Origin of the sequence: Methylophaga sp. (assembly GCF_048266885.1) — a bacterium.
GTDB lineage: Bacteria > Pseudomonadota > Gammaproteobacteria > Nitrosococcales > Methylophagaceae > Methylophaga.
The window spans coordinates 1-17527 of sequence record NZ_JBLWYR010000022.1 but is presented as its reverse complement, the minus strand read 5'-3'; the positions used below and the strand labels follow the sequence as shown (position 1 = coordinate 17527).

Here is a 17527-nt window from a genome sequence, read left to right as displayed (position 1 = left end):
ACATTAAGGCTACTTGGCATGGACGACACTCCCTATAAAAAACTACGGTACACGAAGCGCTGGTTTGCCTATTTTGACCTTTTAGGCTTCGCTCAGCTGGTCCGAACACGTGAGATCCAAAGTGTTCTCCCGATATATGAGCGAGTTCTTGAAACCATTGAAGAAAAAGCTAATGCTAAGAAATCTCAAGGCATTGGTTACTCTTGGTTTTCTGATACATTCATAATTTTTTCCAAGGGGAATTCTTTGGAGGAGTTTGGGGTAATAGAGCAAATAGCCCGGTTATTTTTTCAGAAGCTGATCTTGCATAAAATCCCAGTTCGTGGGGCTATTTCTTACGGGAACTTATATTCTCAGCAAGAGAAAAATATCTTTCTTGGTGAGGCTTTGATGGATGCATATGAATACGGTGAAAAGCAAAATTGGTTGAATTTTGTAATAACGCCTTCAGCAGCGGTGGCATTGGAAAAGTTAGAATTTCCTATGAACGAAAGAGCCCATTATCGTTTAATAACGAAAAGTGGCGTTATCACACACCCGGGTGATAAAAAGATTTTCGCCTATGCATTTAATAATGGAACGGTAAATGGTATTAATCCACTACTTAAAGCATTACGCTCAATGAAAGAGGTGTCTCCTAAGGAACAAGGTATAAAATATGAGAATACTATTGAATTCATTGAGCTGTATGGTTGGAAAAGTCATAACAATTCAATGCAGCCGAATGCTAAAGCGTCTGCTGATTGAGGTGTTATGTTTAGTCGATATTCATTTCTCATGCGCCCACTTTCAAAAAATAAGCTGAGTATAAATTGTGGATAATATTTTGAGAGAGGTTTTGAAAACTAAACTTATGGCGCTAAAAGCTACCGCCTTTCAAGACGCGCTGGATCGAATATACCTGTGCATCCATGGAGAAAGCGGGTTTCAACGAGTGAAACAGAAGCATGACGGAGGTTCAGATGGAATTGTAGATAACGAAACTGTCTTGGCAGCCTATGCTCCAGAAAAATATTACTTGAATGATTTTAAAAAAAAGGTTGGAGCAGATTTTAAATCTTACGCAACAAACTGGGAATCCACGCATGGTAAGTGGCTGGTCGTAACAAATTTAGAATCTACCGCACTAATGATCAAGTTTGTGAATGGGCTTAAGCCAGGTTCATCAATTGTATGCATTGAAGGTTTATTACAAAAAATATCCAATCAAACATGGACTATTAAGATGGCTATTTTTAGAGCACTTGATATTCCAGAGCAATATTTGTCTAACGATGTCATCTCCACAATAATCGAAGATTTAATTCACATAAGTGACCAGAGTAGTTCATTTCAAGAGTATGCAAAGCCAGCTTATATAAAAGACAAAATCGAACTGAATGTTAGCGAAGAGCACCAAGCTGCATTTATCGATGAATATGAGGAATCTTTAACCATTTTTCCTTTGGTGTCGAGTATTGTCGGGGCTCGAACGCAAGTGAATATTGCTGCAATAAGAAGTAAAGTTAGATCCACCTATACCTCTTTATCTGGGAGCTTTGAAAAAAGGCTAAATGAGCTCGTTGTTATTATGTCTCAAGGTAAGTCTCAAGATGATTACTATAGACATAATATGCGTATGGTAATGCTTTATTTTTTTGAACAGTGCCTGTTTGGTCTTAAACCAGATTCGGAGATAAACAATGATTAATGCGCATATCGAAATGGATTTAAATCAACACATTTCTGTTGTGTCTGCAAGAATTATTGAGCTAGTTGAAGCTGGAGATGAATTGATTTTAGAAACTTTAATGAGAAAGTTTTTAAAAAAACATGAGTTCTATACCCCTGATCAGTTCATGGATGGACTCGTTTTCCTGTTTTCAATCGATTGTTTGAATATTCAGGACTATAGGGTGATATTAAAAAATGTTTAAGCTTATTTCTTTGACTTCACCTTCAGGACTGTTCAAAGACATTGTCTTCAAGAATGGATTAAACATTATTCTCGGAAAATACTCCAAATTGGGTAAAGACATTAACGGAATTGGCAAAACCACAATTATTAACCTTATCGATTATTGTCTCTTAGCGGATGGTGTTAAATCTGAACTATTTAAAGACAAATATAATTTTTTGAAGAATGAGAGTATTCAGCTAGATTTTATTCTTGGAGGTAAAAGATATTCAATTGAGAGAGGCTTTGAAGATAAGAAAAAAGTGCTTTTCACGGTAAACGAGGGAGAGCCTAAGGAATTTATAGATAGTGATCTTAGATTGATATTAGGGGCCGAAATGGGTAAAGGGCAAGTTGGTATATATGAACCAATTTGGTTTCGGACACTGATGTCTTTTTTTGTACAGAATGATCATAATTTTTTGCAAAGAGATGCATCGAACGTTTTGAAGTTTACAGTTGGCAAGCGCCAACCTGAGCTATTTACTTACATTTTTTTGCTTTTAGGTGTCGATAATAGCCTTGTATGGGATTTCGATAATAGTACAGTTGAATTAAAGAGCTTGCGAGCAGATCAGACGCGTATTAACAAGCAAATATTTGAGCAAACAGGGAAATCAATAGAAGACTTTAGAGGTGAGTGCGACTCCGTTGTACGGAAAATCGATAAGTTAGAAGAAGGCTTGGATAACTATCATTTTGATGAGAATAGTATTGACCTTGAAGAGAAGATCCAAGCTCTCAGTGTCCAAATATCGGCTTTAAATAAACAACATATATCATTAGTCAGTAAATACAGAGATATCCAAGAAAGTCTACAGATCGATGTTGATGTGAATCCTGATAAGGTTTCTGAATTTTACTCAGAAATTCATTCTGAGTTTTCAGACTTTATAAGGAAAAGTCTTAATCAGGTAGTTGATTTTAGACAGGAAATTTCTACCAATAGACGAAAGTTTCTTAAAGAAAGAGAATCACATTATCAACAACGTTTGAATGAAATAAAGAATAAGCTTGTTTCACTTGAAAAAGAACGCTCTACAATTTTCAGAATGTTAGATGAAAAGTCAGCTTTTGATGCTCTAAAATCTGCTTACACTAATCTGGTAGAGGAGAAGGCTCGCCTTTCTAGCCAACTTGTGTATGTTGAACAATTGGATTACATAGAAGAAGCAATAGCAACAAAGAAATCTTCAGTAAGCTCGACGATAGCAAAAATGTTGGCAAAAAAAAATGAAGCGTTAGGAGCGATAGACGAAGTAAAGAATATTTTCTTAGATCTGGTGGACGGCTCGGTAGATATTGATAGCTCGGATGTTAGTCCATACTTTAATATTGAGTTTAAATCTAATCAGAGTAGTCCAATCAAGCTTACGCTAGAGGTACCTAGAGGCAGCTCTTTGGGTAAGGGGCGATTCAAAATACTAGCTTTTGATCTCACCGTCTTTATTTCATCAGTGATGAGGCAGAATAACTTTCCTTGTTTCTTGATACATGATGGCGTTTTTCATGCGATTGCACACAAAACCCGGATAAAGTTTCTGAATTATATTAATAGAAAATTGGATTCTTTAGGCGATGTTCAATACATAATTACTGTAAATGAAGATGAAATAACCTTTCCAGAGAGTGAGGGTGTTTCAGTAGGCTTGGATTTCAAATTGGAAGATAAAACGTTAATAACTCTCGAAGATAATTCCGAGCATATGCTATTAGGAAGAGAGTTTGGGTAAGTGGCGGATTATTGGAAGTTTTCAATAAAAACGTGGCACCTAAGAACCTATTTTTTCTCGCTCCAACTTTATGCGTGGGAATGACTCACATGATTCCCTTCGGGCCCCTGGGAATCCCACAAAAATAATGGCCCTTTAATCTGAACGCTGCTCTTATATATTCTTCATTCAACGTGGCATTACCCGGACGCTCATGAGTGATTCCAACGGTTCGGGACGTGACAGGTAAAAGCCCTGAACATAATCCACTCCAATCTGACGCAGGATATTCAGTGTTGCAGCGTCTTCAACAAATTCGGCAATGGTCTTTAGACCCATAATATGGCCGATGTTGTTAATCGAGGCGACCATGGCTTGGTCAATCCGGTTATTGGCTAGCTCTTGAATGAAAATACCATCAATTTTCAAGTAATCGACCGGTAATTGTTTCAGATAACCGAAGGAAGATAAGCCACTACCGAAATCATCCAGAGCAAATTGGCAGCCTAAGCTTTTCAGTTCGGTAATAAAGCGAGCGGCATTGGCTGGATCAGCGATGGCGGCGGTTTCGGTGATTTCAAAGCAAATATTATTTGCCGGTACTTTACGTTTCTCCAGTTGTTCCTGAATTAATTGCAGGATGTCTTCGCGACCAATGGAGGCACCTGACAGGTTAATCGAGCAAAACACCGGCTGCTGATTCTGGCGAAGTTGATCGCCCATCCAGGATAGCGTGTTACGAATCACCCACTGGTCGATCTTGGGCATTAAACCAAAACGTTCGGCTGCCGGAATAAAGGCACCTGGTGGAATGATTTCTCCTTTTGGACCTATCATGCGAGCCAAAATCTCATAATGCGGCATAATGTTATCGCTGTTTTCCAGCGGAACAATTGTCTGAAAATAGAGCCGGAAAAGGTCTTTATCAAGCGCTTCTTGCAAGCGACTGGCCCACTGAATTTGACCTTGGCGCTCTTGCGCCTCAATGTCATCCGGTTGGAACAGATGCACTCGATTACGACCACGATCTTTCGCTGCGTAGCAAGCAGCATCGGCATGACTTAACACTTCATCCAAGCTGCCACTTTCCTCGGTAATACTCACCAAACCGATACTAACGCCTACTGAAAACACCTGACCTTCCCAGGAAAAACGAAAAGCAGTGACAGTTTTTCGCAATGCTTCGGCAATGTCCTGTCCTTTTTCAATTGGACAATGCGTGAGCAGAACCCCGAATTCATCGCCCCCCAGCCGAGCCAAGGTATCGCTCTGACGCAGTACGGGTTTTAATAGATTTGAGAGCTGCTTTAACAGAACATCTCCGGCTCTGTGTCCACAGGTATCATTCACTAATTTGAACTGGTCTAAATCCAGATAGCAGAGCAGATGTTCGGCTTTATCATGATGCGCTTCATAGATCAGCGATTCCAAACGCTTTTCAAACTCACGTCGATTGATTAGGCCAGTTAGGGTGTCATGCACCGCTTGGAAGGTGAGCATCTTCTCTAAACGGCTGTTTTGAGTAATATCTTGTAACGCCACCACCCAGCCTATGTTTTGCCGATTGGTATCCAACAAGGGGGCACAGTTGAGTTGGACTTCAAATTCTTCACCTTTTTTGTTTTTCAGGGCAAAAAGACGCTTTTGGCTGGTGTTAGATAATTTATCTGAATACTGCTTACACAATGTTGTAATGTTAATTGGATCCGCTTCGCTATCCTCAATCAGAATAATCTCGTCAATCGGTTTACCGAAGGCTTGCACGGATGTCTGCCCCAGTAGTTCACTGGCCATCGGGTTAAGATAGACGACGTTATAAGCTGCATCACAGGTGACAACTGCTTCAGTGATGGCTTCCAGCGTCACTTGTGCCAGTTCAGAATGACGGTGCAGACGATCTTCCATCTTTTTTCTTTCACTGATGTCCCTCAGCATGGCGCTGTATTGCACGCCTTCTTCGGTTGGGCTGGCAGTGGTGGTGACCTCCAGTGTGAAAGGCTCACTTTTACCGTTTCTGGCGATGATTTCATAAGGGCCCGACTGTTGGCTGCTGGCCAGAGTGACAAATAATTTCTCAGGCAGAATCGCCGAAAAGGTTTGTTTATTATTTGCATGAAGCAATACTTCAGTGGGTTGTCCCACCAACTGGTGGGCAGGCAATCCGAACAGAATTTCAGCTCCTGGATTAGCGCTAGTCACAATGCCCTGACTGGAGAAGGTGATAACCCCGTCACGCATATCGCGCACAATCAATCGGGTGCGGGTCACCATACGATTCAAGTTAGCAATAACTCGATTGTATTGAGTTGCTATCTGGCCGACTTCGGTAAACGGTTCAACTGGAACCCGCTGTTTCAGATCACCACTGCGCTCTTGGGTTTGCATAGCAGAAAGCAGATCCGTCAGTTCTGTTTTTGCACCATGCTCTGAAACATTAAGCCCTTGTTGTTCGGCTTCAAAACTGACGCGTAATGGCATGAATCGATTCAATAGAAAGAGAAAAGTGAGTGACAGGGGGAAAATAAACAAAGCGCATACAGATATACCAAGCAGCTGCACTTGTAATTGGCCAGCACGGCTTAAGCCGGTATCAAGCAGTTGCAAATCACCAAAAATAGCGACTGCCAAGGTCCCCCAGATACCGGCAGCCAAATGGACTGGCACAGCTGAAATAGCATCATCTAGCTGCATACGGTGCATCTGTTTTTCAGCCAGAAACATCACTAGCGCGCCCAGGCTGCCAATCACCGCTGCTTGTGGTGTTGAAACGACATGACAACCTGCGGTAATGGCGACTAGTCCGGCTAAAGTGCCATTAATAGTAAGAGAGGTGGTTTGGCTATTATCCTGTTGCGTTTTGGACAGCAGGATTGCAGTGATTCCCCCGGCAGCGGCTGCGATGATGGTGTTGACGATAATACCGGCAATGGCGGTAGTAAAAGCCAATGTACTGCCACCATTAAAGCCAATCCAACCGATCATAAAAAACAACATGCCCAATATCGCCAGCGGCAAATTACTACCTGGAATGTTTTGTACTTGGCCGCGGATGAAACGCCCAGTTCGAGGCCCGATAACAATCACAGCGGCAAGGGCAACCCAGCCACCGACACTGTGCACTACTGTGCTGCCAGCAAAATCGGTGAACCCCATTGCTTCCAACCAACCAGGAGATTCATTGACAGCGCTACTCCAAACCCAGTGACCAAATACTGGATAGAGCAGCAGGCTGATAAGGGCAGTGATAATAATGTAAACCGAAAACCGGCTGCGTTCAGCGATGGCACCAGAGACAATCGTGGCGGCTGTGGCACAAAAGGTTAATTGAAAAAAGAAAAAACTGGCGTGCCAGAATTCATCTCTGGAAAAATCTGCAAGAAACCAGTGAGTATCGAGAGTCATGCCTTCATGAGCACCAAACATGATGCCAAAACCCACTAGCCAGAAGAGCATGGCGGTGACAATCAAATCAAACGCGTTTTTGAGTGCTACGTTAATCGCATTTTTACTGCGGGTAAGCCCCGACTCCAGACACAGGAATCCACCCTGCATGATTAACACCAGCATGGCTGCAATTAACAACCATAATGTATCTAACGCACTCATTTCAGGCATTGAACATTCTCCAAAGGTGAAGTCGGCACACTATCAGTGCGAGAGCTTTGCTTTCACGGGAGATAAAGCGCCAGCCTGCTTCGTATAGAGTGTCGTTAGGTCTTAAATGAGCAGTATTTGTGCCATTTCAGCTAGGGATAATTACCCTGAAAAAAGGGAGGGGGATAAACGATGGATTATGCAAACAAAAAGGACCAGATGAAATTCTCTAACGTTTTTTATATCCAATCTTCTGCCTTGAAAAATGAGTAAAAAAGGAATAATTTATACTCATGAACGGTTTTGAGTACGATGATGATAAGAGTCAGGCCAATTTGGAAAAACATGGGATTGACTTTGATGCGGCCCAGGAACTTTGGTATGACCCAGATCTTCTGGAATTCCCTGCCAAATCCGACAATGAACCCCGATTTCTAGTCATTGGCCGCATCGCAACTAAGCACTGGTCTGCCGTGATCACGTACAGAAATGAAAGAGTCCGTCTGATCTCTGTCAGGCGCTCTCGACCAAAAGAGGTAGAACTATATGAAAGCTAAAGATTTCGATAAAAAATTTGATGAAGGCCAAGAAGATATTATTGACGATCTTGATCTTTCGCGTGGTCGACGCATCAACCAAGTGCAGAAACGTATCAATGTCGATTTCCCGTCTTGGGTAGTTGAATCCCTAGATCGTGAAGCGGCTCGCATAGGCGTTACACGGCAGTCCATTATAAAAGTCTGGCTGGTTGAGCGTTTGCAGGCTGAAGCTGCTAAAGAAACCAATCGAGTCTGACCTTAATTGGAGTTCGGGATCTTCATTATGCTGAAGCTCTTTAATTAGAAAGTTATAAGTAGGAAACATGGATTGGTTGAATCAGCATTGGAACGATCTCATAGCAATAGGGGTTATTGTTACTGGTATCTACTGGTGCGTTAAAAAAGAGGTGAGCGTCGGTTGGCAAGGATGCGAGCCATCTTTCTATTTCAAAGGTCGTTGGGCCGTATTTTTTGGAATAGTGTTAATTGTTGTTGGTACTTTCCTCTTATTTATGAATAGCGACTTCATGCAAGTGGATCATTGTTTAGATTCCGGTGGTAGCTACAACCACCAGCAAAAAATTTGTGAGCATAACTAAAAGTCTCGGCAATTGGTGAAGGGCTGGTTCCATGAAGCAAGGGGTAGCATGCTGATTTAATTGATTGTGCGTTACAAACAAAAGGGCCAGAGAAAATTCTCTGGCCCTTTTTTGTTACGTGTAACTGAGGTGATGGTTTATTTAATAAACAACATCTCACGGTATTTCGGCAATGGCCATAAGTCATCAGATACTTCTGCTTCCAAGGCATCTACGTGAGCACGTACTTTCACCATTAAGCCACGGATATCATGCGCACAGAAATTCATGTGTGCTTCAATGGAGTCAAAGTCATGCTGCTTAATCGCGGTAGAAAGCTCGGCAACTGCTGCAACCATGGCGTTAGTTTCATTGGCAATTGAAAGGGCGATGGCGTTATCCATTTCAATGCCCAGCTCTGCCATGCCGTTATTGGCCATGGATAACTCAGCTAGATATTGCGTAGCAGCTGGATAAATCATGGTTTTGGCCATTTCGATAACCAGTTTGGCTTCGACTTCAATCGATAAGATATATTGCTCGGCATATACCTCAAAGCGGCTTTCCAACTCGACTGGTGAAAACACGCCAGTACGCGAGAACAGTTCACGAATCGATTCATCACGCAGGTAGGGCAGAGCATCAGCTGAAGTCGGCAGATTTTTCAGACCGCGTTCTTCAACCGCCATTCTGTGCCATTCAGAAGAATAACCGTCACCGCCGAATACTACGTTGCCGTGCTCTTCCATCAATGTTTTCAGCACTGCCAGTACGGCTTCGGGTTTAGCTTTGCCACTAGACAGTTCAGCATCCAGTTTTTCAGCAATCCAATCCAATGAGTCAGCCAGAATGGTATTCATCGCGACTAATGGACCAGATACTGATTGTGATGAACCGACTGCACGGAATTCAAAACGGTTGCCAGTGAAAGCAAATGGAGAAGTACGGTTACGGTCACCTGGATCGCGTTCGAATTTGAGGATTTGCGATAGACCTAAGTCCATTTCGCCGCCTTTAGACGAGGTAGCGATTTTGCCTTCTTTAATATCTTGGAACACTTTTTCTAATTGGTCGCCAAGGTACACAGACAAGATCGCTGGTGGCGCTTCATTTGCACCTAAACGGTGATCATTTGATGCTGAGGCAATTACGGCGCGCAATAAAGCACCGTATTTATGAACACCACGAATGACAGCGCCACAGAATACTAAGAAGTTGAGGTTATCGTGTGGTGTGCTACCTGGATCCAGTAAGTTGCCTTGTGTGGCATTACCGACAGACCAGTTAACGTGTTTACCAGAACCGTTGATGCCAGCGAATGGTTTTTCATGTAACAGGCACATGAAGCCATGTTTTTTCGCTGTGCATTTCATCAAGGTCATCATCAACTGCTGGTGGTCGGCAGCGATATTGGCTGATTCAAAATATGGTGCAATTTCGAACTGGCCTGGAGCCACTTCGTTGTGATGGGTTTTAGCAGGAATGCCCAAGCGATATAGCTGATCTTCAAAATCCTGCATAAAGATTTGCACACGTTCCGGAATCGCACCGAAGTAATGATCATCAAATTGCTGACCTTTGGCAGGCGAAGCACCAAACAATGTACGACCCGCTAACAATAAATCCGGGCGGGCATTGGCAAAGTTAATGTCGATCAAGAAATATTCTTGTTCTGCACCACAGCTTGAGTTCAGCGTGGCAATTTCTTCTTCACCCATTAATGCCAGGACTTTGCGAGCGGCTTTATCCATCGCTGCATTTGAGCGTAACAACGGAATTTTTTTATCCAGCGCTTCGCCAGTCCAAGACATAAAAACGCTTGGGATCATCAAAGTTGAACCATTTTCGGTATGCATGATGAATGCAGGGCTGGTTGGATCCCAAGCTGTGTAGCCACGTGCTGCATTGGTCATGCGCAGGCTACCGTTAGGGAATGATGAACCGTCCGGTTCGCCTTTAATTAATAAACTGCCTGAAAATTCGGTAATCGCATTACCTTCAGAGTTTGTCACAATAAAACCGTCATGTTTTTCTGCGGTGATATTGGTCATCGGGTAGAAAATATGTGAAAAGAATTTAACGCCTTTAGACAATGCCCAGCTTTTCATCGCTGCTGCCACAACATCCGCCACGGCTGGTGCAAGAGGTGCACCGGTTTGCACTGTTTGTTTAACCGCTTTAAAAGCCGATTTATTCAAGGCATGTTCCATTGTTGCCAGGTTGAATACATCGGTTGCCCAAATCTTATCTAATGATTCAGGTGTTTTTACCGCGATCTTTTCTCGGTTGGTGATTTGAGAAATTGCTGTTAGGCGTGCTTCGTTTCCACTCATTTCGTTATCCTTTAGGCGGTGATTGTTTAATTTGTGTTTTCTCTATTTTCAACACAATAAATAAGAGCTTAATTTCGTAAAGATTGATCATGAGTAGAGCGACGAAACAGAACACGACCATTAAGTTCTTTTGTCCAACCACAGTCATAAGCAATAAGCAGTCCAATTATCATCGAAAATGTCATATTCAGCAAAACAAGTTATGCCGTAGGATGCAGGGTTTATAAGGCATCAGAGTGGAGCATAAGTGTTGTCAGACGTGAGCGAAGAAGGTGCAGGTGGCACCAAAATGGAGCACAAAAGATCGTCACAATATTGTCATAAAAGGATCTCTATGGCGGCGTTTGGAGCGGGGAAAAATGAGGAAACGCACTGATAAAATGTGAAAAGCTAAACAATAATTAGATGGCTTGATGCCGATCTACATAAATATCTGAATTGATTCACGGTTTTTCCGTTGATTTAGGCGGATAAGTGATCTCAACAGAAGAACCTTCTGGTAGTTGATTCAGTATCTCTCTCGTTGTCTTTTTGTCAGGCTTAGGCCTGACATTTTTTTAACTAACGTAAGTAAATTCAATCAAGCAAAATCCTGAGCCCGTCCAAGCATTTCACCTTATGGCTTTTTTTAAGTGTCGGCGTAACATGGGAACCGTAAGTCAACGAAACAACCAAGAGGTGATTATCATGTGGACTAAACCAGAATATTCAGACATGCGTTTTGGCTTCGAAGTAACGATGTATATCTGCAATCGTTAAGATTCGAAACAACGCAAAATAAAAAGCCCCGAGAGGGGCTTTTTTTATGGCTGTCATTTACAATTTTGATCAGCTAACTATTAGCTATTAAGCTCAATCACAACCTGATGAACCTGCTGATCGTTGACTACCGGGAATTTACCATTGTTAGCGCCCACTTCGCGTGCAGTGGTTATTTCCACATCATCTAGTAACAAGCTAGTAACTTGTAGTGGCTGCCCTGAATGACAGTTGATGGTAATGTGGTACAACGTTTCGTGATAACGGTAATGCACTTTAAACGATGTCCAGTCAGCAGGCACACAAGGGGCAATTCTCAGATGGCCGTCTTCAAGGTTGATCCCTAAAAGGGTTTCAACCGTCAGTCGATACATCCAACCTGCTGCGCCGGTATACCAAGTCCAGCCGCCCCGGCCGGTATGCGGCTCTGAGCCATAAATATCCGCGCTCATGACGTACGGCTCGACTTTGTAACGGGCAATTGCTTCAGCCGTATCACCATGATGAACAGGATTAAGCATGCCGTAAAATTCCCAAGCCCGCTCTTTATCGCCCATCGCGGCAAATGCCATGGTGGTCCAGATGGCGGCATGGGTATATTGACCGCCATTTTCGCGAACACCAGGCACGTAACCTTTAATATATCCGGGTTCCAGATCCGACTTATCAAACGGTGGGTCCAATAATTGAATCAGTTGTGCATCGCGGCGCACCAAGCGTTTATCAACAGCATTCATCGCTTGGTTGGCACGATTTTCATCACCACCTTTGGAGAGTATCGACCAGCTCTGACTGATTGAATCGATCTGGCATTCGTCATTGCTGGCGGATCCTAGCGGCGTGCCATCATCAAACCAGGCACGTTGATACCATTCGCCATCCCAGGCATTTTCTTCGATGTTGTAACGCAGTAATTCTGCTTGTTGCTGACATTTATCAGCAAACTCAGCATCGTTAAACGTGATGGCGAGCTGTGAAAATTGCCGCAAATTGTCATATAAAAACCATGCCAGCCAGACACTTTCGCCTTTGCCATGTTGCCCGACCAGATTCATCCCATCATTCCAGTCACCACAACCCATTAGCGGCAGCTGATGTGCGCCAAAACGCAGACCATGTTTAAGTGCTCTTACGCAATGCTCATATACACTGGCGATTTCTGCCGAACGTTGTGGTTGGTCGTAATACGCTTCCTCATCAGCACTTAATTCGCGGCCTTCCAAGAAATGAATCTGCTCATCAAGAATGCCAGTATCACCCGTGGTCATTACATAACGACAGGTGGCATACGGTAACCACAGATAATCATCGGCAAAATGCGTGCGTACACCCTGACCATTTGGCGGATGCCACCAATGCTGTACATCGCCTTTGATAAACTGCCGTCCAGCACACAGCAGGATCTGTTCACGTGCCAGCCAAGGCGTGGCGTGAATTAAAGCCATGGTGTCCTGTAATTGATCACGGAAACCATAAGCACCACCCGACTGGTAATAGCCGCTGCGTCCCCACAAACGACAAGAAATAGTTTGATAAACCAGCCAACCATTGGCGAGTACATTCAATGCCGGATCCGGGGTATCAACATTGATGGTGCCCAAGGTGTGATTCCAGAATTCCCAGACAGATTCCAATGCTTGTTTGGCACCGACTGGCCCGCCGTATTGATTAATCAGTTGATTCGCTTCATACACACTGGTTGCTGAACCAATGATAAACACCACCTCACGTGACTGACCCGTCGCCAATTCAAATTTGCTTTGTATTGCTGCACAGGGATCAAACCCCGCGCCAGTATTGCCGGACAACTGTTGTTTCGCCATTGCCGCCGGATTTGCCAATGAACCGTTACGACCAATAAATTCTGTGCGATTACCGGTCATTGATTGTTTTTGTTCACTGATATGCACAAAAGCCACTTGGTTTGCGTATTCACGACTATAAGCATTACGACCAAATATCGCGCCTGAATGCGGCTCACTTTCAGTGACAATATGCATCAAGTTACTATGACGCCATTCACCCAGCACCCATTCCCAATAGCCGGTTAAGGATAAATTACGGGTTCGTTTTGATTGATTGGTCAGTTTCACCACTACAAATTTCACCGCTGCATCCATCGCGACATAAGTGGTGAGTTCAGAAGTGATTTCCGCTTCATGATGTTCAAACACGCTATAACCAAAGCCATGGCGACAGACATATCCAGTACGGCCACGTGCCGGTAGTGGAGTAGGTGACCAGAACTCACCCGTTGACTCATCACGGATGTAAATTGCTTCACCACTACTATCGCTGACTGGATCATTCAGCCAAGGCGTGAGTCGGAACTCATGAGCATTTTTGACCCAGGTATATGAGCCGCCACCTTCACTGACCACGGTTCCAATATGTTGACTGGCAATCACATTCACCCAAGGTGCGGGTGTCGTTTTGCCGGGTTCGAGTTTGATAACGTATTCATGGCCATCTGGGGTAAAACAGCCTAAGCCATTTTTGAAAATACCCTCTCGTGGCTCCAGCGGTTTAACCGGTAGTAAGGTCGGTTTTGCGGTTATCGTTAACTGATCCGAAGGTCGGGTAACTGAAACGCGACGATCCACTTGCTCAATCAAAGTGTCATGAATATCGCTGAACACAATACGGGCAACCGTTTGCAATAACACACGCTCATCTTCGGTCAGCTCATCGGAGCGGCGTAAAAATACACCACCGGGCTTATCCAGCACTTGTGCTTCAGGACCTGTATTAATGAGGGACATAATGTGGTCTTGAAGCTCGGCGCGATAGCTCGAATAGTCTTCATTGATAATGACCAAATCAGCAATCAGACCTTTCATTCGCCAGTAGGCATGCGCCTGCAAAGCTTGCTTGACCAAGTCGATACGATTGATATCACTGATATTTAATAACACGATAGGTAAATCACCGGAGATGGCAAAGCGCCATAACCGGGATTGTCCCAACTGATTGCGGGCAATGATTTCCGGTGCGATACGACGCATTCGATTACCAAAAATAACCGAATTGGCCAAACGGCCATAAATCTGAGCATCAGCTTCAGTAATATTGATATGACGTAATACTTCCTGGCTATGGAACCAGGCCATTTCAAAAGCTCGCTCGACAAAATGTCGATCACAATACTTATCTACCAGCGCCAAAGCGGCTTCACGACTTTCAGCAACTCCGGAGATGATCTGCACTACTGTCGAAATATCAGGTGACAACGTTAATGTACGGCGAATCGCGACAATCGGGTCCAGTACCGGTCCATCAGTATCAGATAACCGATATGATGCTGATTCAGTGTATTCATTGTTAGTGAGTACTTCTGGGTTAACGATTGTTCTTCCTCGTCCAATAAATTTGGAGCGATCTGTTTCAAATGATGGGTCATCACTGTTAGCACCTGGCGCAGACATTAAATGAAACATCCATGGCACCTTCTCATCGGCGGTTCGTGGACGTCTTGTGCAAATAATCGCCTGTCTATCAGCTAAGATTTCGGTTTGTACAAATAGATTGCTGAACGCACGATGCGCCAGATCAGAAGTTAATTGTGTCAGCACCACTTCGGCATAGCTGGTGACTTCAATACGGCGTAGCTCATCCGATTGGTTGGTTAAGGTGACACGGCGTATTTCAACATCATCCTCTGGCGAGACATTGATTTCAGTGTGTGCTTCAATCTCTAAATCCAATCTGCGATATTCGGCACGTGCTTGTACAAAAATCGCTTCGTAATGATCGGCTTTGCGTAATGTTGGTTGATAGGCTGTCGACCAATATTCGCCATTATCCATATCACGCAAATAGATAAAGGTGCCCCAGTTATCGGCGGTGACATCTTCACGCCAACGGGTAATCGCGAGATTATTCCAACGGCTATAACTGCCGCCCGAATTGGTTGCCATCACGTGATAACGGCCATTCGACAGCAAGTGCGCTTCAGGTATTGGGGTGTTGTGGGTAAATACCCGCATCATTGATCGACTATCAGCAATCGGTGGTTTGGCTGTCGCGCTGACTTCTGCCGCATGCGGATGCAAGGTGGCACTTTGTTTTGGCACGCGTTCTTGTAATAACAATTCGGTAGCACGAATTTGAGGATCAGACAGAAAACGCCGTTGCATCGGTTGATGCAATAACACATGAGCAAAAGACAACAAACTCATGCCCTGATGATGGGCCATAAAGGCTTGCACAATGGCACAGCTTTTATTTCGCGGCACCCGCAGCGGGGTGTAATCAATGGCTTCATAAAAACCGTAATCGCCTGAAAAGCCCAGTTCTGCGAGGGATTGTAAATTCAGACAAGCTTCGCGTGGCATTACCATTAACGCTAACGCGGTGGCATACGGTGCAATGACTAAATCCTCACCCAAGCCGCGTTTAAAGCCCAATCCAGGAACACCAAACGCACGATATTGATAGACCTGATTAAGATCGGTGGTGTTGTAACACGATTCAGAAATACCCCAGGGCACCGAGCGTTGCCGACCATATTGAATTTGGCGTGATACGGCAGCCTTACAGCTGTGGTCTAATAATGTATCGGGATAGCTGGGCATGATTAATTGCGGCATCAGATACTCAAACATCGAGCCGCTCCAGGAGATCAAACTGATATCGCCACCGTGGCTGGTCAATAATCGACCTAAAGCAAACCAATGTTTTTGAGGAACCTGACCTTGAGCAATTAACAGAAAGCTGGCCAATCGGGCTTCAGAAGCTAACAGGTCATAACATGACAAATCACGGCGTCTTTCGGTGACATCAAAACCGATGGTTAATAATTCGGCTTTGGCATCATAAAGAAAACCAAAATCCATCACCGCGAGTTGCTGACAACGGTGGATCAAAGTATCGATCTGCTTTAACTCTATCAATGCCTGGCTATTTTGCCGATCAGCTAAGCTCTGTAATGTCGGAATCGGGTTAGATAGAGAGGACTGAGCCAATAACGTTGAAGATAAAGCCTCTAATGCAGTTACATGCTTTTTAAAAGCTTCTAGCCAGTAATGACTGTTGGGTTCCATGTTGAGCGGAAGTATTTCATTAATCACTCCACTGCTTTTTTTGATATTTTGTAAAACAGTGGTGAAGTTGCTGATTGTCATAACAGAATGTTGCTGAATGCCTGATTGTAAAATCTCATTCAGATATTTGATTTCACCTGACAATGATTTATCAATGGAACCTGATAGAGAATCAACAAATACCTGCAACGTGTCCTGCAAACCTTGAAATGTATTGGCTGACAAGATTGGCTGATGTTTAAATTCGACGAGTCCTGCAGCTAAGGTCAGTAAACTGCCCGCTAGATTGCCACTATCTACCGATGAGATGTAATACGGTTGCAGTACTTGTAATGTGCGAGTGTCGTACCAGTTATAAAAATGCCCGCGATAACGTTCCAGCTTTTCCATTGTGGTTAAGGTGTTATCAATTCGCTCGATACTTTGGCTGATAGTGATATAGCCAAAGTCACATGCAGCCAGATCGGCTAGCAGCGACATGCCCATATTGGTTGGCGAAGTACGTGACGCAATTAATGGCGCTGGATATTGCTGAAAATTGTCGGGTGGTAACCAATTATCTTCAGCATTAACAAAGTCATCAAAATAACGCCAAGTTTTACGCGCCGAGATCCGCAGAAACTGTTGCTGCTCAGCGGATAGAGCTTTTGTCTTTTCAAGTGCTGGTTGACTGATCCACCATGCTATTCCTGGTGATATAAACCACAAAAGCAAAATTGGTCCGCAACAAACTAAAGCGACTAACGGATTGACTGCCGGTATCGATAGCAAGGCGGCTGTTAAGCCGATTGCCAACAATGGAGCAATCCACATCTCCTTGTAATAACTCGGTAGCGTCTGACATTTATTGCGACGGGCATAACTCGGTAGCTGCCAGATTAATAATCCTTTTTTAGTGAACAGCATCCTCAGACCAGACTGCACGATGGCACCAAGATTTATCAACGCGTCATACGGCAGAAATATCAGCATCATCAATGCCTGCATGATCGGTTGATCGGTGGATTGAGCCGTCATTTTTAAATGCAAGAACC

At 43.8% G+C, this 17527-nt stretch carries 11 protein-coding genes; 8 read left to right on the top strand and 3 right to left on the bottom strand.

Annotation, left to right across the window (positions count from 1 at the left end):
• The first annotated feature begins 18 nt into the window (after positions 1 to 18).
• The 4 genes from ACN0V2_RS11075 to ACN0V2_RS11060 all read left to right on the top strand — a co-directional run bounded on the left by ACN0V2_RS11075 (position 19) and on the right by ACN0V2_RS11060 (position 3669).
• Positions 19 to 747 (top strand): hypothetical protein, encoded by a 729-nt coding sequence (locus ACN0V2_RS11075; protein ID WP_417550878.1) that lies wholly within the window; start codon positions 19 to 21, stop codon positions 745 to 747.
• A 67-nt stretch (positions 748 to 814) separates the two neighbouring features.
• The gene (locus ACN0V2_RS11070) at positions 815 to 1690 is read left to right on the top strand and encodes a hypothetical protein (RefSeq protein WP_417550877.1); all 876 of its coding nucleotides are present in this window, start codon (positions 815 to 817) and stop codon (positions 1688 to 1690) included.
• Positions 1683 to 1916, top strand: a complete 234-nt coding sequence (locus ACN0V2_RS11065; protein ID WP_417550876.1) for a hypothetical protein — start codon at positions 1683 to 1685, stop codon at positions 1914 to 1916. Before ACN0V2_RS11070 ends, ACN0V2_RS11065 begins: the two co-directional genes overlap by 8 nt.
• Positions 1909 to 3669, top strand: a complete 1761-nt coding sequence (locus ACN0V2_RS11060; protein WP_417550875.1) for a DUF2326 domain-containing protein — start codon at positions 1909 to 1911, stop codon at positions 3667 to 3669. The genes ACN0V2_RS11065 and ACN0V2_RS11060 overlap by 8 nt, the downstream gene beginning before the upstream one ends.
• A gap of 168 nt (positions 3670 to 3837) precedes the next feature.
• Here ACN0V2_RS11060 and amt read toward each other — a convergent pair whose 3' ends face one another.
• Positions 3838 to 7263 carry an ammonium transporter gene (amt, locus tag ACN0V2_RS11055; protein ID WP_417550874.1) on the bottom strand — a complete coding sequence of 1142 codons (3426 nt, stop codon included), beginning with the start codon at positions 7261 to 7263 and terminating at the stop codon, positions 3838 to 3840.
• Between the two features lie 272 nt (positions 7264 to 7535).
• On the opposite strand from amt, the gene ACN0V2_RS11050 reads away from it, so the two are divergent.
• From ACN0V2_RS11050 to ACN0V2_RS11040, 3 genes are all read left to right on the top strand, one after another.
• Positions 7536 to 7799 carry a BrnT family toxin gene (locus ACN0V2_RS11050; protein ID WP_417550873.1) on the top strand — a complete coding sequence of 88 codons (264 nt, stop codon included), beginning with the start codon at positions 7536 to 7538 and terminating at the stop codon, positions 7797 to 7799.
• On the top strand, positions 7789 to 8037 hold the full coding sequence (brnA, locus tag ACN0V2_RS11045) for a type II toxin-antitoxin system BrnA family antitoxin (RefSeq protein WP_417550872.1): 249 nt from the start codon (positions 7789 to 7791) through the stop codon (positions 8035 to 8037). Before ACN0V2_RS11050 ends, brnA begins: the two co-directional genes overlap by 11 nt.
• Positions 8038 to 8104: 67 nt before the next feature.
• Positions 8105 to 8380: a hypothetical protein gene (locus tag ACN0V2_RS11040; protein WP_417550871.1), complete on the top strand. Its 276-nt coding sequence runs from the start codon at positions 8105 to 8107 to the stop codon at positions 8378 to 8380.
• A gap of 137 nt (positions 8381 to 8517) precedes the next feature.
• On the opposite strand, the gene ACN0V2_RS11035 is transcribed toward ACN0V2_RS11040, so the two are convergent.
• Positions 8518 to 10692, bottom strand: coding sequence for a glutamine synthetase III (locus ACN0V2_RS11035; RefSeq protein ID WP_417550870.1), 2175 nt, complete (start codon positions 10690 to 10692; stop codon positions 8518 to 8520).
• A gap of 687 nt (positions 10693 to 11379) precedes the next feature.
• Between ACN0V2_RS11035 and pqqA the strand changes: the two genes are divergently transcribed.
• Positions 11380 to 11451, top strand: a complete 72-nt coding sequence (gene pqqA / locus ACN0V2_RS11030) for a pyrroloquinoline quinone precursor peptide PqqA (RefSeq protein ID WP_081443609.1) — start codon at positions 11380 to 11382, stop codon at positions 11449 to 11451.
• An 80-nt stretch (positions 11452 to 11531) separates the two neighbouring features.
• Here pqqA and ACN0V2_RS11025 read toward each other — a convergent pair whose 3' ends face one another.
• A complete protein-coding gene (locus tag ACN0V2_RS11025; protein ID WP_417550869.1) occupies positions 11532 to 17510 on the bottom strand; it encodes a GH36-type glycosyl hydrolase domain-containing protein in 5979 nt (1992 codons plus the stop codon).
• Positions 17511 to 17527: the final 17 nt, after the last annotated feature.

Coding starts and splice junctions, on each gene's coding strand:
- ACN0V2_RS11035 (WP_417550870.1), bottom strand. CDS start 10,692: ATGAGTGGAAACGAAGCACGCCTAACAGCAATTTCTCAAATCACCAAC.
- ACN0V2_RS11025 (WP_417550869.1), bottom strand. CDS start 17,510: ATGACGGCTCAATCCACCGATCAACCGATCATGCAGGCATTGATGATG.
- brnA (WP_417550872.1), top strand. CDS start 7,789: ATGAAAGCTAAAGATTTCGATAAAAAATTTGATGAAGGCCAAGAAGAT.
- ACN0V2_RS11050 (WP_417550873.1), top strand. CDS start 7,536: ATGAACGGTTTTGAGTACGATGATGATAAGAGTCAGGCCAATTTGGAA.
- amt (WP_417550874.1), bottom strand. CDS start 7,263: ATGCCTGAAATGAGTGCGTTAGATACATTATGGTTGTTAATTGCAGCC.
- ACN0V2_RS11040 (WP_417550871.1), top strand. CDS start 8,105: ATGGATTGGTTGAATCAGCATTGGAACGATCTCATAGCAATAGGGGTT.
- ACN0V2_RS11075 (WP_417550878.1), top strand. CDS start 19: ATGGACGACACTCCCTATAAAAAACTACGGTACACGAAGCGCTGGTTT.
- ACN0V2_RS11065 (WP_417550876.1), top strand. CDS start 1,683: ATGATTAATGCGCATATCGAAATGGATTTAAATCAACACATTTCTGTT.
- ACN0V2_RS11060 (WP_417550875.1), top strand. CDS start 1,909: ATGTTTAAGCTTATTTCTTTGACTTCACCTTCAGGACTGTTCAAAGAC.